Origin of the sequence: Sphingomonas mangrovi, assembly GCF_047975845.1 — a bacterium.
In the GTDB taxonomy this organism is placed as follows: domain Bacteria; phylum Pseudomonadota; class Alphaproteobacteria; order Sphingomonadales; family Sphingomonadaceae; genus Sphingomonas.
The window spans coordinates 1-23,249 of record NZ_JBIUCZ010000010.1; the positions used below are offsets into that span (position 1 = coordinate 1).

Annotated in this window: 19 protein-coding genes; 9 read left to right on the forward strand and 10 right to left on the reverse strand. The window is 69.6% G+C overall.

The features are described 5' to 3' along the window. Nucleotides 1–221 precede the first annotated feature (221 nt). Complete coding sequence (locus ACBY01_RS06835; RefSeq protein WP_416460050.1) at nucleotides 222–1,034, reverse strand: LD-carboxypeptidase; 813 nt, start codon at nucleotides 1,032–1,034, stop codon at nucleotides 222–224. 85 nt (nucleotides 1,035–1,119) lie between these two features. On the opposite strand from ACBY01_RS06835, the gene ACBY01_RS06840 reads away from it, so the two are divergent. Continuing rightward, nucleotides 1,120–2,514: a glutamate ligase domain-containing protein gene (locus ACBY01_RS06840; protein WP_416460051.1), complete on the forward strand. Its 1,395-nt coding sequence runs from the start codon at nucleotides 1,120–1,122 to the stop codon at nucleotides 2,512–2,514. A gap of 200 nt (nucleotides 2,515–2,714) precedes the next feature. Here ACBY01_RS06840 and ACBY01_RS06845 read toward each other — a convergent pair whose 3' ends face one another. Then, complete coding sequence (locus ACBY01_RS06845) at nucleotides 2,715–3,491, reverse strand: P-loop NTPase family protein (RefSeq protein ID WP_416460052.1); 777 nt, start codon at nucleotides 3,489–3,491, stop codon at nucleotides 2,715–2,717. Continuing rightward, nucleotides 3,491–4,846 (reverse strand): ATP-binding protein, encoded by a 1,356-nt coding sequence (locus tag ACBY01_RS06850; RefSeq protein ID WP_416460053.1) that lies wholly within the window; start codon nucleotides 4,844–4,846, stop codon nucleotides 3,491–3,493. Before ACBY01_RS06850 ends, ACBY01_RS06845 begins: the two co-directional genes overlap by 1 nt. 146 nt (nucleotides 4,847–4,992) lie before the next feature. Between ACBY01_RS06850 and ACBY01_RS06855 the strand changes: the two genes are divergently transcribed. From ACBY01_RS06855 to ACBY01_RS06870, 4 genes are all read left to right on the forward strand, one after another. After that, nucleotides 4,993–6,147, forward strand: a complete 1,155-nt coding sequence (locus ACBY01_RS06855; protein WP_416460054.1) for a GumK N-terminal domain-containing glycosyltransferase — start codon at nucleotides 4,993–4,995, stop codon at nucleotides 6,145–6,147. 232 nt (nucleotides 6,148–6,379) lie between these two features. Next, entirely contained in the window at nucleotides 6,380–6,958 is a 579-nt protein-coding gene (locus ACBY01_RS06860) for a calcium-binding protein (RefSeq protein WP_416460055.1), read from the forward strand. Further along, entirely contained in the window at nucleotides 6,955–7,887 is a 933-nt protein-coding gene (locus ACBY01_RS06865) for a methyltransferase domain-containing protein (protein ID WP_416460056.1), read from the forward strand. The genes ACBY01_RS06860 and ACBY01_RS06865 overlap by 4 nt, the downstream gene beginning before the upstream one ends. Nucleotides 7,888–8,160: 273 nt before the next feature. Beyond that, on the forward strand, nucleotides 8,161–9,366 hold the full coding sequence (locus tag ACBY01_RS06870; protein ID WP_416460057.1) for an erythromycin esterase family protein: 1,206 nt from the start codon (nucleotides 8,161–8,163) through the stop codon (nucleotides 9,364–9,366). Between the two features lie 109 nt (nucleotides 9,367–9,475). Here ACBY01_RS06870 and ACBY01_RS06875 read toward each other — a convergent pair whose 3' ends face one another. Beyond that, nucleotides 9,476–10,384, reverse strand: coding sequence for a TraB/GumN family protein (locus tag ACBY01_RS06875; RefSeq protein ID WP_416460058.1), 909 nt, complete (start codon nucleotides 10,382–10,384; stop codon nucleotides 9,476–9,478). A 431-nt stretch (nucleotides 10,385–10,815) separates the two neighbouring features. Between ACBY01_RS06875 and ACBY01_RS06880 the strand changes: the two genes are divergently transcribed. The 4 genes from ACBY01_RS06880 (at nucleotide 10,816) to ACBY01_RS06895 (ending at nucleotide 16,986) form a co-directional block, all read left to right on the forward strand. Continuing rightward, the gene (locus ACBY01_RS06880; RefSeq protein WP_416460149.1) at nucleotides 10,816–11,682 is read left to right on the forward strand and encodes a glycine--tRNA ligase subunit alpha; all 867 of its coding nucleotides are present in this window, start codon (nucleotides 10,816–10,818) and stop codon (nucleotides 11,680–11,682) included. A gap of 111 nt (nucleotides 11,683–11,793) precedes the next feature. After that, nucleotides 11,794–14,019 (forward strand): glycine--tRNA ligase subunit beta, encoded by a 2,226-nt coding sequence (gene glyS, locus ACBY01_RS06885; RefSeq protein WP_416460059.1) that lies wholly within the window; start codon nucleotides 11,794–11,796, stop codon nucleotides 14,017–14,019. A gap of 97 nt (nucleotides 14,020–14,116) precedes the next feature. Then, entirely contained in the window at nucleotides 14,117–16,783 is a 2,667-nt protein-coding gene (gene ppdK / locus ACBY01_RS06890; RefSeq protein WP_416460061.1) for a pyruvate, phosphate dikinase, read from the forward strand. After that, nucleotides 16,780–16,986 (forward strand): hypothetical protein, encoded by a 207-nt coding sequence (locus ACBY01_RS06895; protein WP_416460062.1) that lies wholly within the window; start codon nucleotides 16,780–16,782, stop codon nucleotides 16,984–16,986. Before ppdK ends, ACBY01_RS06895 begins: the two co-directional genes overlap by 4 nt. A 173-nt stretch (nucleotides 16,987–17,159) precedes the next feature. On the opposite strand, the gene ACBY01_RS06900 is transcribed toward ACBY01_RS06895, so the two are convergent. The 6 genes from ACBY01_RS06900 to ACBY01_RS06925 all read right to left on the reverse strand — a co-directional run bounded on the left by ACBY01_RS06900 (nucleotide 17,160) and on the right by ACBY01_RS06925 (nucleotide 23,243). Then, nucleotides 17,160–17,714, reverse strand: a complete 555-nt coding sequence (locus ACBY01_RS06900; RefSeq protein ID WP_416460063.1) for a hypothetical protein — start codon at nucleotides 17,712–17,714, stop codon at nucleotides 17,160–17,162. Nucleotides 17,715–17,781: 67 nt separating this feature from the next. Beyond that, on the reverse strand, nucleotides 17,782–18,780 hold the full coding sequence (locus ACBY01_RS06905; RefSeq protein WP_416460064.1) for a type II secretion system F family protein: 999 nt from the start codon (nucleotides 18,778–18,780) through the stop codon (nucleotides 17,782–17,784). Nucleotides 18,781–18,784: 4 nt separating this feature from the next. Next, entirely contained in the window at nucleotides 18,785–19,759 is a 975-nt protein-coding gene (locus tag ACBY01_RS06910; RefSeq protein ID WP_416460065.1) for a type II secretion system F family protein, read from the reverse strand. Nucleotides 19,760–19,768: 9 nt separating this feature from the next. Next, complete coding sequence (locus tag ACBY01_RS06915) at nucleotides 19,769–21,052, reverse strand: CpaE/TadZ family protein (protein WP_416460066.1); 1,284 nt, start codon at nucleotides 21,050–21,052, stop codon at nucleotides 19,769–19,771. Then, the gene (locus ACBY01_RS06920; protein ID WP_416460067.1) at nucleotides 21,052–21,699 is read right to left on the reverse strand and encodes a CpaD family pilus assembly lipoprotein; all 648 of its coding nucleotides are present in this window, start codon (nucleotides 21,697–21,699) and stop codon (nucleotides 21,052–21,054) included. The genes ACBY01_RS06915 and ACBY01_RS06920 overlap by 1 nt, the downstream gene beginning before the upstream one ends. 20 nt (nucleotides 21,700–21,719) lie before the next feature. Further along, the gene (locus tag ACBY01_RS06925) at nucleotides 21,720–23,243 is read right to left on the reverse strand and encodes a type II and III secretion system protein family protein (RefSeq protein WP_416460068.1); all 1,524 of its coding nucleotides are present in this window, start codon (nucleotides 23,241–23,243) and stop codon (nucleotides 21,720–21,722) included. Between the last annotated feature and the right edge of the window lie 6 nt (nucleotides 23,244–23,249).

Consider the following 23,249-nt stretch of genomic DNA (forward strand, 5'->3'; position numbering starts at 1 on the left):
CAATCGCACACCGTTCCGCATACGAGAGCTGTCGGTACCTGGTTCCCATCGCAACACCTCAACCTGGTGTTGCACTTCGTTTGTGAACTCGGGGCATCCAGACACGCAGCGCTAGAGGCGCAAGCGAAGCGGCAATGGATCCTGACTTTCGTCAGGATGACGATAGGGACAGTGGCGCCCGCTTTGCAAAGGCCCGGTCGTTGCCGGGATGACGAAGCGCCTCACACCGCCCCGAACGGCACCACCATGTTCCCCGCGGCATGCCCGATCGCCGCGCGCCCCAGATACGGCACCCCCAGCACGCCGGCCCAGCGGGTGACGATCTGCTCCAGCGTCTCGCCGAACTCGCCGTTCTCCGGCACGTCGGTGACCTGGCCCAGGCGGATGCCGGCCAGCCCATGCAACTGCGTCGCGTTGCCGACCGTGAACAGCATCCGGTCGATGCGATAGACTGCCTCCGACACCTCCTCGACGTAGAGGACGTGGTCGGTCAGGTCGGGCAGCCACGGCGTCCCCACCAGCGCGTCGAGAATGGCGAGGTTGAACGCCGCCGCTGGCCGCCCGTCCAGGTTCGGCTCCAGCACGCGCCGGTCGCCGTTGACCAGCCACGCCAGCGCCCGCCCCACCGAGGCGCCCGCGTCCGAGCGGCCGACGTCGATCGGCATCGGCCCGTGCACCGGCCGCCCGATCCGCCGCGCATAGAGCGCCCCCAGCACGAACCCCATGTCCGAATAGCCGAGATAGGTCTTGGCCGCCGCCGCGCGGTTGAGCTTCGGCAGCACCGTGCCCAGGATCCGGTTCGACCCATAGCCGCCGCGCGCGAACCAGATCGCGTCGAAGCCGGGGTCGTTGGCGAACTCCAGGAACGCCGCCGCACGCTCGGCATCGCTGCCGGCGAAATGCCCGGCCTCCAGAAAGCATTGCGGATGCACCACCACGTCGACCTGCGGAAAGGTGATCGCCGCGAACGCCTGCACGCGCGCGGCCGCTTCGGGCGTGATCGCGCGGGCGGGGGCGACGATACCGATGCGCATGAACTGCCTTTCGCATGAGCCGGCCTGCCCACCGGCGACGCGCCAGCGGCTTGCCCCCCGGCCGCCCCGCCGATAGCGCGGGGAAATGGACCACGGCAAATCCTTCTTCCTCGTCGGCATCGGCGGCAGCGGCATGCTCCCGCTCGCGACTATCCTCGCGCGGCGCGGCGCGACCGTCGCGGGCTCCGACCGGGCGCTCGACAATCCGGCGCTGGCCGCGAAGTTCGCGGCGCTGCGGGCGCAGGGCATTGCGCTGTCTCCCCAGGACGGCAGCGGCATCGTGTCGGCGGACCAGACCGTCGTCGCCTCGGCCGCGGTCGAGGCGACCGTCGCCGACATGGTCGCCGCCGACCGGGTGGGCGCCCGGCGGATGACCCGCCCGCAACTGCTCGCCGAGCTGTTCAACGCCAGTCGCTTAAGCATCGGCGTCGCCGGCACCAGCGGCAAGTCGACCGTCACCGGCATGATCGCCTGGATTCTCCATGCCGTCGGCCGCGACCCCACGGTGATGAACGGCGCGGTGATGAAGAATTTCGCGACCCCGGACGCACCGTTCGCCAGCGCATTGGTGGGCGCGGGCGACGCGTTCGTGAGCGAAGTGGACGAAAGCGACGGCTCGATCACCTTCTACCGCCCGCGCGTCGCGGTGCTCAACAACGTCAGCCTCGATCACAAGACGCTGGAGGAACTGCGCGCTCTGTTCGGGAGCTTTGCCGAGCGCGCGCAGACGGCGGTGGTGAACGTCGGCGACTCCGAGTCCGCCGCGCTTGCCGCCGCAATCCCCTCGGCCAAGCTGCTGAGCTTCGCGGTCGAGGCTCCGGCAGACCTGTCGGCCGAGGCGCTGGCACCAGAGCCGTTCGGCATCGCCTTCGACCTCGTCGCCGAGGGCACCCGCCGCCGCGTGCGGCTGGGCGTCCCCGGCCGCCACAATGTCGCCAACGCGCTCGCCGCGATCGGTGCCGCGGTGGCCGCCGGCATCGACCGCGACGAAGCCGCCGCCGCGATCGAGGGCTTCGCCGGCCTCAAGCGCCGCTTCGAGCTGGTGGGGGAGGCGAACGGCGTCGCGGTGCTCGACGACTTCGGCCACAACCCCGACAAGATCGGCGCCACGCTCGACACGCTCCACGACTTTCCCGGCCGGTTGCTGCTGCTGTTCCAGCCGCACGGCTATGGCCCGTTGAAGGTGATGCGCCGCGAGCTGGTCGCGATGTTCCTCGCCAGGCTCGCCCCCGGCGACCGGCTGGTGCTGCCCGACCCGGTCTATCAGGGCGGCACCGTCGCCCGCGAGGTGACCAGCGCCGACATCGTCGCCGACCTAGCCGTCGCCGGCATCGACGCCCGCCACATCCCTGAACGCGCCGCCGCCGCCGCGCATCTGGTGGCGGAGGCCAAGCCCGGCGACCGCATCGTCATCATGGGCGCCCGCGACGACACGCTCAGCCAGCTGGCGGTGGACATGGTGGAGGGGCTGAAAAGCTGAGTTGTCATTGCAAGGCCGGGGAAATGTCGATCGCGAACGGCGGCCGCTGAATGCGTGAACACCACGCGGGCCGGCAGGGAGACGGTCGCTACTCGGGAGCGCCACCGCGAAAAGACCACAAGCCCTCCGTCATGCCAGCAAAGGCTGGCATCTCCCACTTGGTGAACACCGCCGCCCGCCGCCCGCCGCCCGCCGCCGCGTCACACCACCACCGTTCCCAGCAGCGGAACCCCGCCCTCTTCCAGCATCTCCACGAGCCGCTGAAGCGCGCCGAGCGCGCTGCGGTGGCGGCTGGCGACCGTCAGGGCACCGTCGAAGCCGCTCAGGATCGTGTCGATCGCCCCGAAGCGCGGCGGTTGCCCCCGCATCGGCAGGCTGAGCAGTACCAGCCGTTGTCGTGCGAGGACTCCGTCGAGCGCATCGAGCAGCGGCTGGCGCTCGATCAGTTCGGTGGGGCTGGCCGGGGCCGGCCCGGCGGCGAGCAGCGACAGCCGCTCGATCGCGGTCGGCTGGAGCTCGGCCGGGGCTCGCTGCAGCAGCAGCGTCGAGAGTCCGGCATCGCCGGGCAGGCGGAACAGGCGGTGCTGTGCGGGCGCCGCCAGATCGCCGTCGACCAGCAGCGTGCGCCAGCCGAACTGCGCCGAGGCCACCGCGAGATTGGCCGCAACCGTCGCCACGTCCGCGGCGGGATCGGCTCCGACCAGCGCGACGCTGCGCCGGACGTCGGGAGCATCGGCGTGCCAGCGGCTCGACAACGCGCTGCGGAGGTCGCGCACCTGGGTCGCCATGTCGCTACGGCCCGCGAACGCCGTCGCGATCCGCGGATCGACGCGCGGATCGCCGGGCGCGAGCAAAGGGATGTCGCCGCCCGCCGGTTCGATCGCCGCGGCATCGCTCCGGCCGAATGCCGCGGCTGGCCCGCGGGAGACGTCCCGAAGGTCGGGATGGCGGGCGAGGGCGCTGGAGCGCAGTCTCATCAGGCGAATCTCCGGCTGGGTGGCGACGTTGTTGAAAGGTCGGGAGCCAACGCATCCCCGGCGAGGTGCAGCCGCGCGAGCAGGAACTGCGGCGCCAGCGTGTCGGCGAAGCATGCCAGCCCGTCGCCGCCGATCGTCAGCGCCGGGGCCAGGGTGTGGGGCACCGCGTCCACCGCGACCTGCTGGTGCGTCGCCGCATCGCAGGCGAGCGAACGCAGCCGTGGATGCAACTCCGGATGCTCGGCGAGGCGGTCGAAGAGCAGTGCGACCGGCGCGTTGACCGTCGCCCAGTCGTCGAGACTCGCCTGCAACCCGGCACGCACCGTCGCGGCGTCGACGGCGTCGCGGCCGGTTTCCAGCGCGGCGAGCGCCGCCGCCTGGCAGAACAGGCGCACATGGTAGGGCGACCCCGCTGCCACGGCAGCGATCGCCGCGCGCGTTTCGGCCGGAAAGGCGATGCCGCAGCGGCGGGTACCCTCGTCGATTACCGCCTCCACCGCGCGCGAGTCGAACGGGCGCACCGGCACCGCGATGAGGTGACGGCGGAGCGAGAGATGGGCGTCGATCAGCGCCTCCACATCGGCGGCGATGCCTGCCAGCAGGATTTGCAGCGGCGCGCGCGTGTCGGACAGCAGCTTGAGGAGACTCGCAAGCTGCGCCTTGGTTTCGGCAGCTGCGATCCGGTCGAACTCGTCGACGATCAGGAACACGCGCCGCGACAATGCCGGCACCACGGCGCTGACGAGCTCGCGGGCGGTGAAATCGCGGTCCGCCAGCGCGGAGATCTCGGCGCGACCAGCGGGACGCGCCTCCGCAACCAGAAACGGCAGATAGGGGCGCAGCAGCTCGACGAACCCGCTGTCGCCGGTCGCCGCATGGTAGAGCGCGAGGCAGTCCGCCTCGTCGGCCAGGTCGCCGAAGGTTCGCGCAAGCGACGTCTTGCCCGATCCCCGCGCGCCGAAGATCACCGCATGCTGGTGGCGCTCGACCACGCCGTCGACCAGGCGGTTGAGCTCGGCCATCCGCCCGAGCAGTTCGTAGCGATCGTCCACCGGCTGCGCGGCATCGAATGCTGCGATCACCCGCGCCCGCGGCGACTGCGCGCCGGCCGCGACGGCGAAGCGGCGCGCCGCCTGACTGCTCTCCTGCGTCGCGTCCGGGTCGCGTTCGTCGGCAGGCGCGATCGTCTCCACGACGGATCGACTTGCCGGCGCTCGCACTGGCGGCTCGGAGGTCGTCGGTCCCTCGGACGGTAGCGGCATGGCGACAGGCGGCTCGCCGAGCAGCCAGCGCACGAGGCTGGCGGTCGACTGTGGCAGCCAATGCCACCATCCGTCCGAGGCTTTTTCCATCATGCTCAAGAGGTACAAACGGCCCGCGCAACGGAGAAGTCCGGTGCTCGAACAAGTGCGGCAGTATTGAACCTATCCGATCTTGTTCTCCCAACGTTCCGAAGAGACCTTCTCGGCTAACGGTGCAGTCGCGCCGGTGGGGAGAAGCTATGGCAGGCGACATTCTGCTCGACGAAGCTGTGCCGATCGACGGCGCGGACAGGGGCGCCGCGTTCCTGTTCACGCAACAGACCATCGGACTGGGCGCGCGCAAGACCAGCATGGTGTTCCTGGCCGAGGCGCTGGCGCGGCGGGGCTATCGCGTGCACGTCGTCACCACCCAACTGAGCTGGCTGAGCCGGCTGCGGTCGGGCAACAAGCTCCAGGCGCTTCCCGACGTGCCGCGGAACCGCTGGTACGAGGTGGACGGCATGCGCGGCTTCCTGTGGGTGCCGCCGGTCCATCCTGTCGGTGCGAGCGGACGATGGGGGCAGTGGCTCGCGGCTCCGCTGATCGCGGTCTATGGCGCGATGCTGCCGCGTGCGATCGTCCGGCCGCTGCGCGAGGCGCGGCTGGTGGTGATCGAGAGCTGCGCGGCGGTGGCGCTGTTCCGCCGCATCCGCGGCATCGCCCACCAGGCGCGGATCCTCTACAGCATGAGCGATCGTCTGACCGTGGTGGGCATGCACCCGGGGCTCGATCGGCGGCTGCGCGCCGACGCGCCGCGCTACGATCTGGTGCGCGTGCCCTCGGCGGCGCTGCTCGACGACCTTCCGGGCGCGCGCGCGGCGCTGGTCCGCCACGGCATCGATCGACGCGCGTTCGATCGCGCCTCGCCCTCGCCGTACGACGGCGGTCCGAACGCCGTGCTGATCGGCGACATGATGCTCGACCAGATGCTGCTAGCCTGGCTGGCGGGACGGTTCCCGCACGTCCGTTTCCACTATTTCGGCCGCACGCCGCTTGGCTTTGCGCCGCCGCCGAACCTGATCGCGTGGGGCGGGCAGCCGTTCGAGCGGCTCGTGCCGTTCGTGCAGCATGCCGACGTGGGCCTCGCGCTCTATCGCGCCGTGCCGGGCCTCTCCTACCTTGCCGAGTCGAGCCTCAAGAACCTCCAGTATCGCTATTGCGGGCTGCCGGTGGTCGGCCCCGGCTTCGCCATCGGCGGGCTTGCCGGGGGCTTCGCCTATGATCCCGGTCATCCGCGCGGCGCCGAGGATGCCCTGCGGGCGGCACTGGCGCGGGGGCGGGGGCCGCGCGGCGATGTGGCGGACTGGGATTCGGTCGCGGGCGAGTTGCTGACGTTGGTGGGCGCTGCCGCATGAACGGGAAAGATGTCGCGTGCCGAGTCCCGTCATGCAGTCACAGCGATATGGGTCCGTAGTGGTAAAGGGTGAGTCCAGTTCGGACTAGTATCGCGTCCACTAAGTGCGGGCTGCAATTGCCGCGCGATCTCTGGTGCGGCACATTGTCTTCGGGCGCGGGATTGCCGGTGCCTGTTCTTGATCGTTCGACATTGCGGTCACTGGTCGGACGCATTTTCTTGGGAGAAAAGCGATGGCCTATTACAATGGTACTCCGGGCAAGAGCACCCTCGTCGGCAGCGACGAGGACGACGTGATGTCGGGTCATGCCGGCAGCGATCGGCTCAACGGCGGCTACGGCAACGACATCCTGCGCGGCGGCTCGGGCGACGACAATCTCGCCGGCGGCCACGGCAACGACTATCTGCAGGGAGATTCAGGCCGCGACATCCTGTTCGGCGGATCGGGCAACGATATCCTGGTCGGCGGCTATGACGCGGACCGGTTCGTGTTCGACGACTTCCAGTACACCGACGGCACTGTCGACGTCATCAAGGACTTCAAGCGGTACGAGGGCGATACGCTGGAGCTGAAGAACGGCGTGACGATCACCGGTGCCGAATTCGCGACGTTGCCCGACAGCTTCTTCGAGAACGGCGATCGTCAGGACGTGCGCCTGACGCTGACCTCGCAGAGCGGCGACACCCAGACGGTGTGGCTGGCCGACGTGATCAGCAACCTGCCCGGCAATTCTCAGACCACTGAGTTCAACGCGCTCGAGAACTACCTCGAAAGCCTGGGCTACACCGGCGGCATCGCGCAGGCGGCGTGAACCCGTCCTCGGCGCTCCGGCTGGCTCCGCAGCATGCCGATCCCGTCGCGCACGGGACCGGCATGCTCGCGGGCGAGGGGCCGATGCAGGCGGTCGCGGCACAGGTCGCGGTTGCCTGTCCACTCTGCGGGCAATCCGATGCCTGGGGATGGGGTTGGGAGAACGGCTATTCGGCGGTGAAATGCGTCGGCTGCGGGCTGGTCTATGTCTCGCCGCGCCCGGTCGACGAGGCGATCAGCGAGGCCACCCGCACCGGCCAGCATCGCCACGAGGCCGGCGCGCTGTCGGTCGTCTACACGCCCAGCCGGCGAAAGCTCGCGCGGTATCGCGCGCGCATGCGGCGGGTGCTGGCGGGCGAAGTGGGGCAGGATCCGGTCTCGTGGCTCGATATCGGCGCGGGCTTCGGCGAACTGGTCGAGGCGCTGGGCACCGTTTTGCCGGCCGGATCGCGCATTCGCGGGATCGAGCCGATGGCGGTCAAGGCGGCGCATGCGCGTGCACGCGGCCTGCCGGTCGGGTCCGAGCGGCTGGCGGAGGTGCGCGAGCGCTTCGACTTCGTGTCGCTGGTGAACGTCTTTTCGCACCTGCCCGACCCGGCCGCCTTCCTGCGCGACATCCGGCGGCTGGTGCGGCCCGGGGGGACGCTGCTGCTGGTGACCGGAAACGGCGCCGACCTCGCCAGTGCAGACGGCTATCCGGATCGGCTCGACCTGCCCGACCATCTGGTGTTCGCCGGCCGCGAGCAACTAGAGGCGTTTCTCAGGAATGCCGGGTTCGAGCCGTATCGCTGCGATGCCGTCCGCCTCGACACCGCCGGCTGGGCCGCCAAGGCGCTGGTCAAGAAGCTGCTCGGCCAGCCGGTGCCGCTGGTGATCCCCTACCGCTCGCGCTTCCGCGACATGCTGTACCTCGCGCGGCGAGTGGAGTGAGTGGCCGTATCGGTACCGTTGCGGCGGTGCGCCGCGAGGGCTGAACCGCGGGGGCGGGTCGAAAATGGAGCATGCACGGGCAGGCGATGCATCGCGTTGCGCGGACCGCTTGTAATCCAGACGTGTCCTTCAACCGGCAAGTGGGCCGTGCGCGCCAAGCAACGGTGCCGCGCGCCTCTTATGGAACGGCCGGAACGGGTGGATTGCTGAAAGGCGGCGTTCGCCCCATGCTCGCCGACCGCGGACAACGCCTGGTTCGTGCGGGGAGAAGGGATGACACGCAGCTGGTTCGGCGGCGTTGCTGCCATCGCGATGATAGCTGCGGCCCCGCTTGGCGCATCCTTGCCGGCGCGCAGCGTTGATGACGCCGCCGGCATAGTCCCGCTCGATGCCGATGCGTTTCCGATCGGGGAGCAGCAGATACTGGCGTTGGGGGAAGCCTCGCATGGCAACGAGGATATCCTTCGCGCCCGCAATCGCCTGATCCTGCAACTCGTCGACGAGGGAAGGATCGGCTGGGTTGCGTTGGAGACGGGCTTTGCCGAATCGCGCCTGCTGGATGCGTTCGTCCGCGGCGGAGCCGGAGAGGCAGCCGATGTCGCGAAACACGGGTTCACGTCCGGGTTCGGGGCGTTCGAAGCGAACGTCGCGCTGCTACGCGACCTGCGCGCTGCAAATGCGCTCCGGGCGGAGCGCGACAAAGTAGGCGTGATCGGAATCGATCTGAGCCTCGGCGGTCCGCTCGACAGCGCGCCGACGATGGCCCCCGTGCGCTGCGCGCTCGAAGGGGTTGGAGATGCGAAACGCCGCGCTACGCTGACCGCCCGGTTCCTCGAAGCGGTGAAGCCTGGACTGGGCGCCCCTACGGTGACGACGCGGCAGAAGGCCGCCTTCCGCGACCTCGCGGATCGGCTGAACGCCGCGCTGTCGCCGACCGCGTCCGTGGAAGCGCGCACCTGCGGCCGGATCGTCTTGCAGAGCGCGGCGGTGTTCGACGGCATTCCCACGGCAGTGACGCCAGGCTCGATCCCGAACGACGCCTGGATTTCGGTATCCCGGCGAGACGAGGCGATGGCAAGCAATGCGCTCAACGCCCTTCGGCGGTCCGCCGGCAAAAGCGTGGTTCTGTTTGCGCACACCAGCCATGTGTTGAAGGTTGCACGCCGCGGCGGCCAGTGGCGCACACAGGAACATCCGCCGACCAGCATGGGCGAAGTGCTGCGACAGCGACTGGCCAGCCGCTACTATGTCATCGCGAACGTCGAGCCCGCGCCGGCAGACGGTTCGCAGGTGCCCGATTTGATCCCCGCCTTTCGCACCGACTGCGCGAAGCCGTGCGTCGTTCTCGCCGATGCGCGACCGACGCTGAGGAGGTCCACCGTCCGCATCGGGATCAACGGAAGCGACGAACAACTGATCGATACCGCCGCTGCCGACGCCTTTCTGATCCTGCCCCAGCAGGAGCCCGAACGGCGATAACCGTCCGCTATCGGGCGACGCCCGAGCAACCCGGAACGGTATCGATCGGGTCGTTCGTCGACGCAACTCATGCGACATCGGTCCAGACCCACTTGGCGCCATCAGTGCTTTAGCGATGCGGCTCGCCCGAGGCGGCTGCCGGGCCCAGCCGGCGGACGCGCAGCCCCCTGGTGGCGAGCGCGGTCTGCAGCGACCCCGGCCCGACGAGGTGGCCGACCCCTACCGCCACGAAGACGCGGCCCGGTTGTGCCATGCGGCGCGCGATCCAGTCGGCCCAGGCGGCGTTGCGATCGGTGAGGACGCGCTGCTGCACCGCGTCCGGCGTCTGGCGCAGGTCCTCGGCGACGATCGCGGCGAGCGCGTCGGTATCGCCGCGGCTCCAGGCGTCGGCGGTCCGGCGCATCACGTCCGTCGCGGAATCCTGCCCGTCGAGGACGCGGGTCAGCATGGCGATCTGCACCGGCTCGGGCAGCCGGTCGAACATCGCGATCTGGTCGCCCTGCGTCTCCAGTCCCAGCACCGGCTTGCCGGCGCGCGCCGCCGCGGCGGTGAGCACCGCCTCCACCCCGGCCTCGCGTCGGTATCCGGTGCGACGCAGCGGCAGCACCGACAGCGACGTCGCTGCCAGCCACGGGTCCATGTGGTCGAACGCGCCCTCGGGGTAGCCGGCGGCGCGGATCGCCGCGGCGAGCTTGGCGGCGTAGCCGGGCGGCAGGCGCTGGGGGAGCGGGGGCGCGTCGGCCGGTGGCGCGGCGCGGCGTAGCGCCGCCTGCACCTCGGCATCGGGCGGCGCCACCAGTTCGAGCACCAGCGTGTCGCTCGCGGCGAAGGCGCGACGCACCGGCCCCTGAAACCAGGCGAGGTCCGGGCGGAGTTCGTGCACCGATCCGAACAGGTAGATCGTCGTGTCGGAGTCGCGCACGACCCACAATGCCGGGCGGGCGGCCGCCGCCGGTCGCGCGGCCGGGCCGGCGACCAAGAGCGCCAGGGCGGCGAGGAACAGGCGGAACAGCGGCATCGGCGTGGTGTAGCCGGAGGGGGTGCGGGCGTCACCTGGGGCGCGGGTGGGGCGCGGTGGCTTCCTTTCGGGTGGAGCGCGTGGGCACGCTCCCCGGCGTTGCGGGGCGGGACTGCTTGGCGTGCGGTGGCGTTCGATCGTTGAGCTTCGGTAGCGTGGCGGGTGGGGGAGAGGATTCGGGGCAGCGGCGGTGCGCATGCGGCGGGAGATGCCAGCCTTCGCTGGCATGACGGTGGGGGGAGCGGTCCGGGTGCTGACAACGTCCCGTTGCCCCAGCGCAGGCTGGGGTCTCGAGCCGCAAGCGCGCGCTCGGGGATCGAGAGCCGCGGCTGCTGACCCACACTCCCACCGCCCCGGATGGCTCGATGCTTGACCCCTTTCGGGCCATCCGCCAAAGCGCCGCCGTGTCCGAGCCACTCAGCTTCCAGCGCATGATCCTCACGCTCCATGACTATTGGAGCGACCGGGGCTGTCTCATCCTCCAGCCGTACGACATGGAGATGGGCGCCGGCACCTTCCATACCGCCACGACGCTGCGCGCGCTGGGGCCGGAACCGTGGAACGCCGCGTTCGTCCAGCCGTGCCGCCGCCCGACCGACGGGCGCTATGGCGAGAACCCGAACCGGCTCCAGCATTATTACCAGTATCAGGTGATCCTGAAGCCGAGCCCGGCCGACCTGCAGGAGCTCTACCTGGGCTCGCTGGCGGCGATCGGCATCGACTTCACCCGCCACGACATCCGCTTCGTCGAGGACGACTGGGAGTCGCCGACGCTGGGCGCCTGGGGTCTCGGCTGGGAAGTCTGGTGCGACGGCATGGAAGTCACCCAGTTCACCTATTTCCAGCAGATGGGCGGGTTCGACTGCAAGCCGGTGGCGGGCGAACTGACCTACGGCCTCGAACGCCTCGCCATGTACATCCAGAACAAGGATTCGGTGTACGACCTGGCGTTCAACGACGCGGGCGTCACCTACGGCGACGTGTTCCACGAGAACGAAGTCCAGATGTCGACCTGGAACTTCGAGGTCGCCGACACCGACACGCTGTTCGACCAGTTCCGCAAGGCCGCGGCCGAGTGCGAGCGGTGCCTTGCCGCAAACCTGCCGATCCCGGCGTACGAGCAGGCGATCAAGGCCAGCCACACCTTCAACCTGTTGCAGGCGCGCGGCGTGATCTCGGTCGCCGAGCGCCAGGCCTATATGGGCCGGGTGCGCGATCTGGCGAAGGGCGCGTGCGCCGCGTGGATCGAGAAGAAGACGCCCGAATGGCAGGCGCGCTTTCCGGGGTGGACGGCATGATGCGCGCGTTCGCGAGGATGCGTGCTCCTGCGCAGGCAGGAGCCCAGGGTTGCAAGGTGCAGCGCTCGTGGCTCTGGGCCCCGGCCTGCGCCGGGGCACGGGAGAGTGCGCATGTCTGATTTCCTTCTCGAACTCCGCTCGGAGGAAATCCCGGCGCGCATGCAGGAGCGGGCGCGCGAAGATCTGGCCAAGCTGTTCGCGGCCGAGCTTGCCAAGGCGGGGCTCAAGACGGCGGAGATCGTCACCTATGCGACCCCGCGCCGGCTGGCGCTGATCGCGCGCGATCTGCCGCTCGCGACCGAGGCGGTGCGCGAGGAAGTGAAGGGCCCGCGCGCCTCCGCGCCGCCGCAGGCGCTGGAAGGCTTCCTGCGCAAGACCGGCCTGACCCGCGACGATCTGGTCGAGCGCGACGGCGTGCTGTTCGCGATCACCGACAAGCTGGGCCGCGCGACTGCCGAGGTGCTGGCCGAGGCCGTGCCCGCGGTGATCCGCGCCTTTCCCTGGCCCAAGGCGATGCGCTGGGGCGCCGCCTCTTCCTCGACCGAAAGCCCGCGCTGGGTGCGCCCGCTGCAGGGCATCGTCGCGCTGCTCGACGAAGACGTCGTGCCGTTCGAGGTCGCCGGCGTCGCTTCGGGCGCGGCGACGGTCGGCCATCGCTTCCACCATCCCGGCGTCATCACCATCGGTTCGGCGCAGGATTACGTCGAAAAGCTGCGCGCCTGCCACGTCGTCGTCGACGGGGCCGAGCGCCGCGCGAGCATCGCGGTAGGCGCCAAGCTCGCCGCGCAGGGCGCCGGGCTGAGCCTGGTCGAGGACGAGGGGCTGTTGTTCGAGAACGCCGGTCTCACCGAATTCCCGATGCCGCTGCTCGGCCGCTTCGACGCCAGCTATCTGTCGGTGCCGCCCGAGGTGATCCAGCTCACCGCGCGCGTGAACCAAAAGTATTTCGTCTGCCGCGACGCCGACGGCAATCTCGCCGACGCGTTCGTCTGCACCGCCAACATCGATGCCGAGGACGGCGGCGACCAGATCGTCGAGGGCAACCGCAAGGTGCTGGCGGCGCGACTGTCGGACGCCAAGTTCTTCTACGAGACCGACCTCAAGACGCCGTTGGACGAACTGCGTCCCAAGCTCGACAAGATCGTCTTCCACGAAAAGCTCGGCACCGTCGCCGACAAGGTCGAGCGCGTGGCGAAGCTCGCGCGCTGGCTGGTCGAGGCGGGTGTCGTGCGCGCGGCGGATGCGGCGTCGTCGCCCTTCGCCACTCCCGTCAGCACCACCCATCCCGTCACCCCAGCGAAGGCTGGGGTCTCCCCCGAGCGCGCGGGACAGGAGCCGCGGGAGATGCCAGCCTCCGCTGGCATGACGGGTGGGGCTGATGGCGCCACCGCCCGCCTCGCCGACATGGCCGAGCGTGCGGCACGCCTCGCCAAGGCGGACCTCGTCACCGGCATGGTCGGCGAGTTCCCCGAATTGCAGGGGCTGATGGGCGGCTACTACGCCGCCGCCCAGGGCGAGCCCGTCGAGGTCGCCGAGGCGATCCGCGACCATTACAAGCCGGTCGGCCAGGGCGACGACGTCCCCACCACGCCGGTAACGGTGGCAGTGGCGCTTGCCGACAAGCTCGACACGATCTTTGCGTTCTTTGCGATCAACGAAAAGCCGACGGGATCCAAAGATCCGTTCGCGCTTCGTCGCGCGGCGCTCGGGGTAATTTCACTGATTACCGCAAATAGTCTCCGCCTATCCCTCTATAAGGCGTGGAGTTTCTGGCGGATGTTCGCGCGTTTGAGTGTGCCACCATCTGTAGACCACGCGTACACCAGCAGCCTAGACTTCTTCGCCGACCGCCTCAAGGTCCAGCAGCGTGAGGCGGGCGTGCGTCACGACCTGGTCGACGCGGTGTTCGCATTGGGTGGCGAGGACGATCTCGTCCGGCTGCTCGCGCGGGTGCAGGCGCTGCAAGGGTTCGTCGGCACCGAGGATGGCGCCAACCTGCTCGCCGGCTACAAGCGCGCGGCCAACATCCTCAAGAAGGAAGGCTTCGAGGGTGCCGCCGAGGCGACCGCGCCCGGCTATGCGCCCGAGCCGGCCGAGGCGGCGCTGATCGCCGCGCTCGACGCCGCCGAGCCGCGTGCCGCCGCGGCGGTCGAGGCGGAGGATTTCGAAGGCGCGATGGCGGCACTCGCGTCGCTGCGCGCGCCGATCGACGCCTTCTTCGATCAGGTGACCGTCAACGATGCCGATCCCGCCAAGCGCACGGCACGGCTCGCGTTGCTGGCGCGGGTGCGCGCGGCGGTGCATCGCGTGGCCGATTTCTCGCGGATCGAAGGATAGCGGACAGCCCCATGCGCTGATGCTATCCTCGGCCCGACGGTCTGGTTTGTGATCCTCCTCCCCAGGGAACGCACTCCAACCCACGCAAGGAACCACGATGACGCAGTATGTGTACCGTTTTGGCGGCGGAGTTTCGGACGGGGGCTCCGGCGACAAGACGCTGCTCGGCGGCAAGGGCGCGAACCTGGCGGAGATGGCGTCGATCGGCCTGCCGGTGCCGCCGGGGTTCACCATCTCCACCCCAATGTGCACGCGCTATTATGAGGAGGGGCAGAGCTTCCCCGACTCGTTGCGCGACGAGGTCGCCGAGGGGATCGCGCACATCGAGGGCGTGACCGGCAAGACGTTCGGCGATGCCGCCGATCCGCTGCTGGTGTCGGTCCGCTCGGGCGCGCGCGTGTCGATGCCCGGCATGATGGACACGGTGCTCAACCTCGGCCTCAACGACCGGACGGTCGAGGGGCTGGCGACCGCGTCGGGCGACGCGCGCTTCGCCTGGGACAGCTACCGCCGCTTCATCCAGATGTATTCGGACGTCGTTCTGGAGCTCGATCACGGCCGCTTCGAGGAAGCGCTGGAGATCGCCAAGGAGGATAACGGCTACAACCTCGACACCGAGCTGACCGCCGAGGACTGGCAGGCGCTGGTCGCCGAATACAAGGCGCTGGTCGAGGAGCTGTGGGGCAAGCCGTTCCCGCAGGACGTGCACGACCAGCTGTGGGGCGCGATCGGCGCGGTGTTCGGATCGTGGCAGGCGGAGCGCGCCAAGGTCTATCGCCGGCTCAACAACATTCCCGGCGACTGGGGCACGGCCGTCAACGTCCAGGCGATGGTGTTCGGCAACATGGGCGACACCTCGGCCACCGGCGTCGCCTTCACGCGCAACCCGGCGACCGGCGAGAACGCCTATTACGGCGAGTTCCTGATCAACGCGCAGGGCGAGGACGTGGTCGCGGGCATCCGCACGCCGCAGTACCTTACCAGGGCGGCGCGTGAAGGTGCGGGCGCCAAGCCGCTGTCGATGGAAGAGGCGATGCCCGACGCCTATGCCGAGCTGGCGGCGGTGTTCGACCGGCTGGAGCGGCATTACCGCGACATGCAGGACATCGAGTTCACGGTGCAGCAGGGCAAGCTCTGGATGCTCCAGACGCGCGCCGGCAAGCGCACCGCCAAGGCCGCGCTCAAGATCGCGGTGGAGATGGCCGAGGAAGCGCTCATCACCCGCGAGGAAGCGGTCGCGCGCGTCGACCCGGCCGCACTCGACCAGCTGCTTCACCCGACGCTCGACCCGCAAGCGCCGCGCGACGTGCTGACCAAGGGGCTGCCGGCGTCGCCGGGGGCCGCCTCGGGCGTGGCGGTGTTCGACAGCGACACCGCCGAGCGTCGCGCCGCCACCGGCGAGCCGGTAATCCTGGTGCGTGTCGAGACCTCGCCCGAGGACATCCACGGCATGCACGCGGCCAAGGGAATCCTGACCGCGCGCGGCGGCATGACCAGCCACGCGGCGGTGGTGGCGCGTGGCATGGGGCGGCCGTGCGTGTCGGGTGCGGGGTCGCTCGCGATCGACAGCCGTGCGCGCGTGCTGCGCGTCGGCGGGCGCGAGGTGAAGGAGGGCGACACGCTCACCATCGACGGCGCGACCGGCGAGGTGATGGCGGGGCTGGTGCCGACGGTGCAGCCCGAGCTTGCCGGCGACTTCGGTACGCTGATGGAATGGGCCGACGGCGTCCGCCGCCTGAAGGTGCGCGCCAATGCCGAGACGCCGCTCGACTGCCGCACCGCGCGCGACTTCGGCGCCGAGGGCATCGGGCTGTGCCGGACGGAGCATATGTTCTTCGAAGGATCGCGCATCACCGCGGTGCGCCAGATGATCCTGGCCGAGGACGAGAAGGGCCGCCGCGCTGCGCTCGACAAGCTGCTGCCCGAACAGCGCGGCGACTTCGTCGAGATCTTCGAGGTGATGGCGGGGCTTCCCTGCACGATCCGCCTGCTCGACCCGCCGCTGCACGAGTTCCTGCCGCACGAAGAGGCCGAGTTCGCCGAGGTCGCGTCGGCGGCTGGCATCGCGGTCGACCAGCTCAAGCGCCGCGCGGCCGAGCTCCACGAGTTCAACCCGATGCTCGGTCATCGCGGCTGCCGGCTCGGCGTGACCTACCCCGAGATCTACGAGATGCAGGCGCGCGCCATCTTCGAGGCGGCGTGCGAGGTCGCGGAGAAGTCGGGCGACGCGCCGATCCCGGAGGTGATGATCCCGCTGGTCGGCACCCGCAAGGAACTGGAACTGATGAAGTCCGTCGTCGACAAGGCGGCGAAGGCGGTGTTCGCCGAAAAGGGCCGCACCATCGAGTATCTGGTCGGCACCATGATCGAGCTGCCCCGCGCGGCGCTCAAGGCGGGCGAGATCGCGGAGGTCGGCGAGTTCTTTTCGTTCGGCACCAACGACCTGACCCAGACGACGCTGGGCGTCAGCCGCGACGATGCCGCCCGCTTCCTCGGTGCGTACGTCGACAAGGGCATCTACGCGCGCGACCCGTTCGTGAGCCTGGATGTCGAGGGCGTCGGCGAGCTGATCGAGATCGCTGCCGAGCGCGGCCGCAAGACCCGGCCCGACGTCAAGCTCGGCATCTGCGGCGAGCATGGCGGCGACCCGGCCTCGATCGCATTCTGCGAGCGCACCGGACTCGATTACGTCTCCGCCTCGCCGTATCGCGTGCCGATCGCGCGGCTGGCGGCGGCGCAGGCAGCATTGAAGGTCACGGCATGAGCATGCATCGCCCGGGCGAGGGCCAGAAGCTGACGCGGGACGGGTTCGATCGGATCGGACCCTTCCACCCCTATGTCGTCTGGGCGGCGGTGCTGCTGGTCGACCTGATCGCCATCCTCGCGGTGCTCGCGGTGCTGACGATGGCCGGCGATCGGATCGAGGACCGGCTGTGGCCGGGCGGGACGGAGTGGGTAACGTTCTAGCGGAGGCGTGAGGATGCGGGAGCGGGCGGAGCCGTCACGTTCCCGGACCCACCATCACCCACTTTCTGACCGTCACCCCAGCGAAAGCTCGGGTCTCCCGCGGCTCCTGTCCCGCTTTCTCGGCGGAGACCCCAGCCTGCGCTGGGGTGGCGGCAGGAGGCGCCTTCTAGACCTCAACCCCAGCGGCGAACGTGCTCGTCGTCGCGGCCTTCGCGGATCATCGCCGCCTGTTCGCGCCAGCCGTCGCGCGCGATCGTGCCGGCGGGCAGGCGGAGCTGGACTTCGAGCGCCTGCTCGTCGTCGGGGCTCATCGTCTCGATCGCCTTGAAGGTCTTGATGCCGCGGTCGTTGAGTTCGCGCTCCTGCGCCTCGTCGATGCCGCGGATGCGCGACAGATTGTCGCGACCCCAGCCGAACCAGCCGCCCAGCCCCTCGTGGCGATGCGTGTCCGCCGTCACCGGCGTGGCGGTCGCGACCGCGACGGGCGCGGTGCCGACCGGCGCCGCACGCAGCGCGCGGTCGCGCTCGGCTTCCAGCTCGTGAATCCGCGTGTCGCGCGCCTTCAGTTCCGCGGCGGCTTCCTCGCGGTAACGCTTGTGCTCGACCTCCTCGGCGCGCAGTCGCTCGCGCCACTTGCGGCCGCCCGAGCTGGAGGCGAGCCCGAACAGCCAGCCCGCGACCAGGCAGAGCACGAGCACGAGATACTGGGTGGGCGTCTGAAACAGCATGGCCGGCCTCCGAAGTCGATTCGGTGCGTCAACGACGCGGGCCGGCCGTGCGTTCCTTGTGGGGGGCTCAGCGGTTGACGAAGGCGTCCGAGATCGAGCAGGCGGCCGGCCCCAGGATCACCACGAACAGCGTCGGCAGGATGAACAGGATCAGCGGCACCGTCATGATCGCCGGCAGCCGCGCGGCCTTTTCCTCCGCACGCATCATGCGCTCGTTGCGGAACTCGGCCGAGAGCACGCGCAGCGCCGACGCGAGCGGGGTGCCGTATTTCTCCGTCTGGATCATCGTCGTGGCGACGCTGCGCACCGCCTCCAGGTCGATGCGCTGGGCGAGGTTCTCGAACGCCTGACGCCGCTCGTTGAGGAACCCCAGTTCGATCGCGGTGAGCGAGAACTCTTCTCCGAGTTCGGGGTAGGCGCGCCCGAGCTCGCGGGCCACGCGTCCGAAGGCGGCGTCGACGGTGAGCCCGGCCTCGGCACAGATCACCAGCAGGTCGAGCGCATCGGGCAGACCCTTGCGGATCGCGTCCGACCGCTTCTGGATGCGGTTCTTGAGGTAGATGTCGGGCGCCTTGTAGCTCCCGACCAGCGCGCCTGCGGCGACCAGATAGGATTTGATCGGGCCCCAGGTCGCGAAGGTGTCGGTGCCATAGACTAGGAACAGGACCGGCCCGCCGATCAGGATCGGCAGCACCAGCCGGCCGAAGATCACCGCCACCGCCAGGTCGCGATTGCGGATGCCGGCCTGGAGCAGCTTGGTCTGCGCGACCTTGATCTGCTCGTCCTGGAGCACCTTGAGCGACGACAGCAGCACACGCATGCGGTCGGTCGTCTCGTTCTTCTTGACCAGCTGCGCACGGCGGCGCGACGGCGCAACGGTCACGTCGGCCTTCAACTGCTCGCGCCGTTCGTTGAGCGCCTTCACGCGCTTGGCCATCGGGTCGCGCACGGACAGCGCGGCGTAGATCGCGACGAGCACTGCGAGCGCGGCGATGGCGGCGAGCAGCGTCGCCGCCATCGTCACGTCCACGCCCAGGATCGTCGGACCGTCGGGGTTGCTCAGCATCGCATCAGATCTCGAAGCTTACCATCTTGGCCATGATGAAGCCGCCGATCGCCATCCATACGAAGCCGCCGATGCCGATGATGGTCAGCCGCTGGTCGGTGAAGAAGGCGGAAAGATACTCGCCGTTCACGAACCAGATCATCGCGAACACGAAGAACGGCAGCGATCCGACGATATAGGCCGATGCCTTCGATTCCGAGGACATCGCCCGGATCTTGAGCTTCATCTGCGCGCGTTTGCGCAGCACGTCGGAGAGGTTGCTCAGCGTCTCCGCCAGATTGCCGCCGGTCTCGCGCTGGATGGCGATGGTGATGAGGAAGAACTGGAACTCGGGCGTGCCGATGCGGTCGGCCGATTCCTGAAGTGCCGCATCGAGCGTGCGGCCGATCTTCATCCGGTCGGATACCGCCCGGAACTCCTCGCCGACCGCTCCCGGCACCTCCTGGCCGACGACGCCCATCGTCTCGGTGATCGGCAGGCCCGAACGCAGCCCGCGGACCAGCAGGTCGATCGCGTCGGGGAATTTGGCGGTGAACTGGGTGACGCGCCGATTGATCATCATCCCCACCACCAGGTGCGGAATGCCCGCGCCGAGGAACAGGCCGACGAACAGCGCCAGCAACAGCGGCGCGCCCTGGAACAGCAGCAGCGCGGCCGTGACGACCGCGATGCCGAGCGTCGCGAGGCCGTAGCGGCCGACCGTCCACTCCTTGCCGGTCATGTCGAGCCGCTTCTGCAACTGCGCCGGATTGGGCAGCAGCCGTCCCGCGGCGCGATCCATCCGCGTCGCCTGCGCCGTGGTGATGCGGCGGATCTGCGCGTCCATCGACGTGCCGAGCGAGGCCTGATGCCTGTCGCGCACCGCCGCCAGCCGCCGCGTGCGCGCCTTTTCCGCCGACGGTCCCATGAAGGCGAGCGCCAGCATCAGCAGGACCAGCGAGGACCCGAGGATCAGCAGGAGGAACGGCGTGGGATCCACGGTGCGCGCCTACCGCTTGGCCTGGCCGCCGGCGAGCCGCGACTTGAGCATGCCGATCCGCCCGAGCAGGGACGGGGCGCCGGGTGCCGCCGGCGTCGAAGATGTTGCCGTCGCCGTCTCGGCGAGCGCGTCCGAAAGCGCGATCACCTGTCCGGCGAGGTCGACCAGCGGCGCAACCGTCTTCGACCCCTTGCCCACCTCGGCCAGCGGCTTGCCGAGCTTGGCGGCCTGCGCGGCGAGCTTCTGATCGAACGGCAGCTGATAGTCGACCGGCCGCTCGATCGAGGTCTCGAAGTCCTTGCGGCTGATCTCGAGCTGCGGGGTGGGCTGGACGCGGCTGGCGACCAGCAGCACCGTGGCCTGCGGCGCGTGGGTCTTGAACCACGACAGGATACGGATCGCGTCGCGCGCCGCCGCGAGCGTGTATTCGGTGACGATCACCGCCACCGGCATTTCCTGTGCGAGCTGCGGATGGTTGACCAGCACCGAGCGCGGCAGGTCGACGACGGTGCACTCGTAGGCGCTGCGCATCTCTTCCTGCAGCCGCCGGAACACGCTGCCGTCGGTGAGCACCGGGCTGCTGATCGGCGCCTCGGCGGAGAGCACCGCCAGACGATCGGAGGCGCGCACCATCGCGCGTTCGATAAACAGCCCGTCGATCCGGCTCGGGTTCTCGATCGCGTCGGTAAGCCCGCGGCCGGGCTCGAGATCGAGCGCGAGCGCGTCCGTGCCGAAGTGCACGTCGAGGTCGAGCAGCGCGGTGGTGCGCGACGCGCGCTCGCTGATGAGCCAGGCCAGCGAGGTTGCGACCGTGGACGCGCCGGCGCCACCCCGCGTGCCAATCACCGCCACCGCGGCGTGCGGGCGCTTGGTCGCGACCACCTCGGGCGTCTTGGGGCCGGCGAGCGCACTCTGCGCCTGGTTGAAGGCTTCGCGCACCGCATCCGGGTTCAGCGGCTTGAGCAGATAGTCCTGCAGGCCGCTGGCGACGAGTTCTCGGTACAGGCGCACGTCGTTCACCTGGCCGGTGGCGATCACCGCCGTGCCGGGCTCGCACACCTCCGCCAGCGAGTTGATGTCGTGGATCGGATCGCCCGACTCGGACAGGTCGACGAACAGCACGTTCGGGCTTGAGGAGACCGACAGCGCCTGCACGGCGGTCCGCAGGTTGCCGCGCTGGACCTTGTCGACCGACCAGCCGAAGGCGTGGACGATCGGGCGCAGCGTCTCGATCGAGGCTTCGTCGGTGAGGAAACCGGCGAACGGCTCGGGAGGGGTGGTGCGGTTCGGCATCAGTTCCCCGCCATTCCGCGCACGCCGCCGGGCGACAGCAACTGGGTGCCCCCGCCGCCGCTGGGTGCAGCCTTTCGGTGGGCGTCGATCGCCTTGGTCGCGGTGATCGTATCGGCGAGGCCGCTGCCGGTCTGTCCGCGCACCAGATCGTCGGAATTCGCGACCATCGCCGCCAGGTTGGTGTTGATCGCGCAGCCGTAGTTGGCGTTGGTATGCGCGTCGATCGTGTAGGCGTCGTACGGGTCGTCGCGCGGGCAGTTCGGCACGCTCGCCGTCGCTCGCGACAGGACGACGCGTACCGTACCCGGCGTCACCGCGCCTTGCGTCACCGGCATGCCGTCGGCGAGCAGCAGCCCGTAGCGCGCGACCTCGGCCGCAATCTGCGCACGTGCGCCGCTCCCGCCACCCGACTCATCGATCGCGATGCGGTCGCCGTAGCCGGGCTGGAGCGCGGACATCCAGCCGGCGAGCCGGCTCGCCTCGCCCTCGGCAAGGCCGTAGGGCGTGGTGGCGAGATCGACCGCATAGTCGCTGTGCGACACCACCGGCTGGTGTACCGATTCGATGCCGCGGTTCACCGTGGAGTCGCAGGCGGCGAGGAGCAGGGCGGGGGCGCACAGCGCGACCGCGGCGAGACGCGAGGACATGATCTTCTCCAACGACGGCGTCAAAGGTTGCTGAAGCCCGGCGCGGCGGCCGACTTCTTCTTGCGTCGATCCGCGCGGTTCTCCGGCAGCACCGGCAGGCCGGGACCCGAGGGGAGCGGCGCTCCCGCGACCGGCGCGCCGAGGACGGGTAGCGACGGTGCCAGCGCCGGCACCGGCCGCTGTCCCGTGGCGTCGCTGCGCGCGATACCGCCGAGCAGCACGCGGTCCGCGTCGTTGGGCGCGCGATAGCCATCGGTGGGCAGCGCGATCCGGTTGGCATCGACCGGCTTCACCAGATACGGGGTGATGACGATCACCAGCTCGGTCTCGTTGCGCTGAAACGCATTGGAGCGGAACAGCGAGCCGATGATCGGCAGGTTGGCGAGGAACGGCGCCTGGTCGACCGAATTGTCGTGGCTGTTCGACAGCAGCCCCGCGATCATGAAGCTCTGGCCCGAGCCGAGCTCCACCGTGGTCTCCGCGCGGCGGGTGGTGAGCGCCGGGATGGCGATGTTGTTGAGTTCGACGGCGCCGGTGCTGGTGATCTGCGACACTTCCGGGCGGACGCGCAGCGAAATTCGCCCGTCCGACATCACCGTCGGCGTGTAGGCGAGGCTGACGCCATATTGCTTGTACTCGACGGTGATGCTGCCGATGCCGCCGACGCCGCCCTGACTGATCGGGATCGGGATCTCGCCGCCCGCCAGGAAGGTGCCGGTCTCGCCCGAGACGGCGGTGAGATTCGGGTTGGCGAGCGTGGTCACCTGCCCGTTGCGCTCGCCGAGATCGAGCGAGCCGAGCAGGTCGAGCCCGAGCAGCCGGCCGGCGGCACCCAGCGAAGTGCCGATTTCCGGCCTTCCCGCATTGGTGAAGGCGGTGCCGCCTGCGCCGTCGGTGATCGTGCCCGCTCGGCCCTGGCCGATGTTGAACATGAAGCCGCCGGTGGTGTCACGCGACGTGAGATTGACGCCGATGTTCTTGACGTAGCTGCGGCTGACCTCTGCAATGCGGACCTGGAGATTCACCTGCAACGGCGTCGCGGTCTTCAGCCGGCTGAGCACGCGCGTGTCCTCGCCGACGAACGCCTGGGCGAGCGACTGCGCCTCGGCGATGTCCTCGGGGCTGCGGACGGTGCCGGTCAGCAGCACCATCTTGTTCATGGGTGTGGCGACGATCTGCGCATCGGGCATCGCCAGTGCGAGCATGTCGCCCACGGTGCTGATGTTGTTCCCCACCCGCACCGTGGCCGCGTAGACGGTCGCGCCGCTCTTCGAGGTAGCGTGGATCGTCGTCTCGCCCGGCGCCTTGCCGAACACATAGAGCTGGTGCGCCGAGCGGACCTGAACGTCGGCGATCTTGTCGTCGGCGACGAACACGTCGGTCATCGACGCGGGCAGGGTGATCAGTTCGCCGCGACCGGTGTTCATCTGCACCAGCGGCGGCGACGGGGCCGCGGTCTGCGCCGCGAGCGGTGCGGGCACCGCCACGCCGGACATCAGCGCGGCGATCAGCGCCAGCGGTGCGCCCGGCAGCCTGAGCTTCATGCGCAT

Bases quoted from the DNA above. Each gene is read 5' to 3' on its own strand.
- ACBY01_RS06835 (WP_416460050.1), bottom strand. From the start codon at position 1,034: ATGCGCATCGGTATCGTCGCCCCCGCCCGCGCGATCACGCCCGAAGCG.
- ACBY01_RS06840 (WP_416460051.1), top strand. From the start codon at position 1,120: ATGGACCACGGCAAATCCTTCTTCCTCGTCGGCATCGGCGGCAGCGGC.
- ACBY01_RS06845 (WP_416460052.1), bottom strand. From the start codon at position 3,491: ATGAGACTGCGCTCCAGCGCCCTCGCCCGCCATCCCGACCTTCGGGAC.
- ACBY01_RS06850 (WP_416460053.1), bottom strand. From the start codon at position 4,846: ATGATGGAAAAAGCCTCGGACGGATGGTGGCATTGGCTGCCACAGTCG.
- ACBY01_RS06855 (WP_416460054.1), top strand. From the start codon at position 4,993: ATGGCAGGCGACATTCTGCTCGACGAAGCTGTGCCGATCGACGGCGCG.
- ACBY01_RS06860 (WP_416460055.1), top strand. From the start codon at position 6,380: ATGGCCTATTACAATGGTACTCCGGGCAAGAGCACCCTCGTCGGCAGC.
- ACBY01_RS06870 (WP_416460057.1), top strand. From the start codon at position 8,161: ATGACACGCAGCTGGTTCGGCGGCGTTGCTGCCATCGCGATGATAGCT.
- ACBY01_RS06875 (WP_416460058.1), bottom strand. From the start codon at position 10,384: ATGCCGCTGTTCCGCCTGTTCCTCGCCGCCCTGGCGCTCTTGGTCGCC.
- ACBY01_RS06880 (WP_416460149.1), top strand. From the start codon at position 10,816: ATGATCCTCACGCTCCATGACTATTGGAGCGACCGGGGCTGTCTCATC.
- glyS (WP_416460059.1), top strand. From the start codon at position 11,794: ATGTCTGATTTCCTTCTCGAACTCCGCTCGGAGGAAATCCCGGCGCGC.
- ppdK (WP_416460061.1), top strand. From the start codon at position 14,117: ATGACGCAGTATGTGTACCGTTTTGGCGGCGGAGTTTCGGACGGGGGC.
- ACBY01_RS06895 (WP_416460062.1), top strand. From the start codon at position 16,780: ATGAGCATGCATCGCCCGGGCGAGGGCCAGAAGCTGACGCGGGACGGG.
- ACBY01_RS06900 (WP_416460063.1), bottom strand. From the start codon at position 17,714: ATGCTGTTTCAGACGCCCACCCAGTATCTCGTGCTCGTGCTCTGCCTG.
- ACBY01_RS06905 (WP_416460064.1), bottom strand. From the start codon at position 18,780: ATGCTGAGCAACCCCGACGGTCCGACGATCCTGGGCGTGGACGTGACG.
- ACBY01_RS06915 (WP_416460066.1), bottom strand. From the start codon at position 21,052: ATGCCGAACCGCACCACCCCTCCCGAGCCGTTCGCCGGTTTCCTCACC.
- ACBY01_RS06920 (WP_416460067.1), bottom strand. From the start codon at position 21,699: ATGTCCTCGCGTCTCGCCGCGGTCGCGCTGTGCGCCCCCGCCCTGCTC.
- ACBY01_RS06925 (WP_416460068.1), bottom strand. From the start codon at position 23,243: ATGAAGCTCAGGCTGCCGGGCGCACCGCTGGCGCTGATCGCCGCGCTG.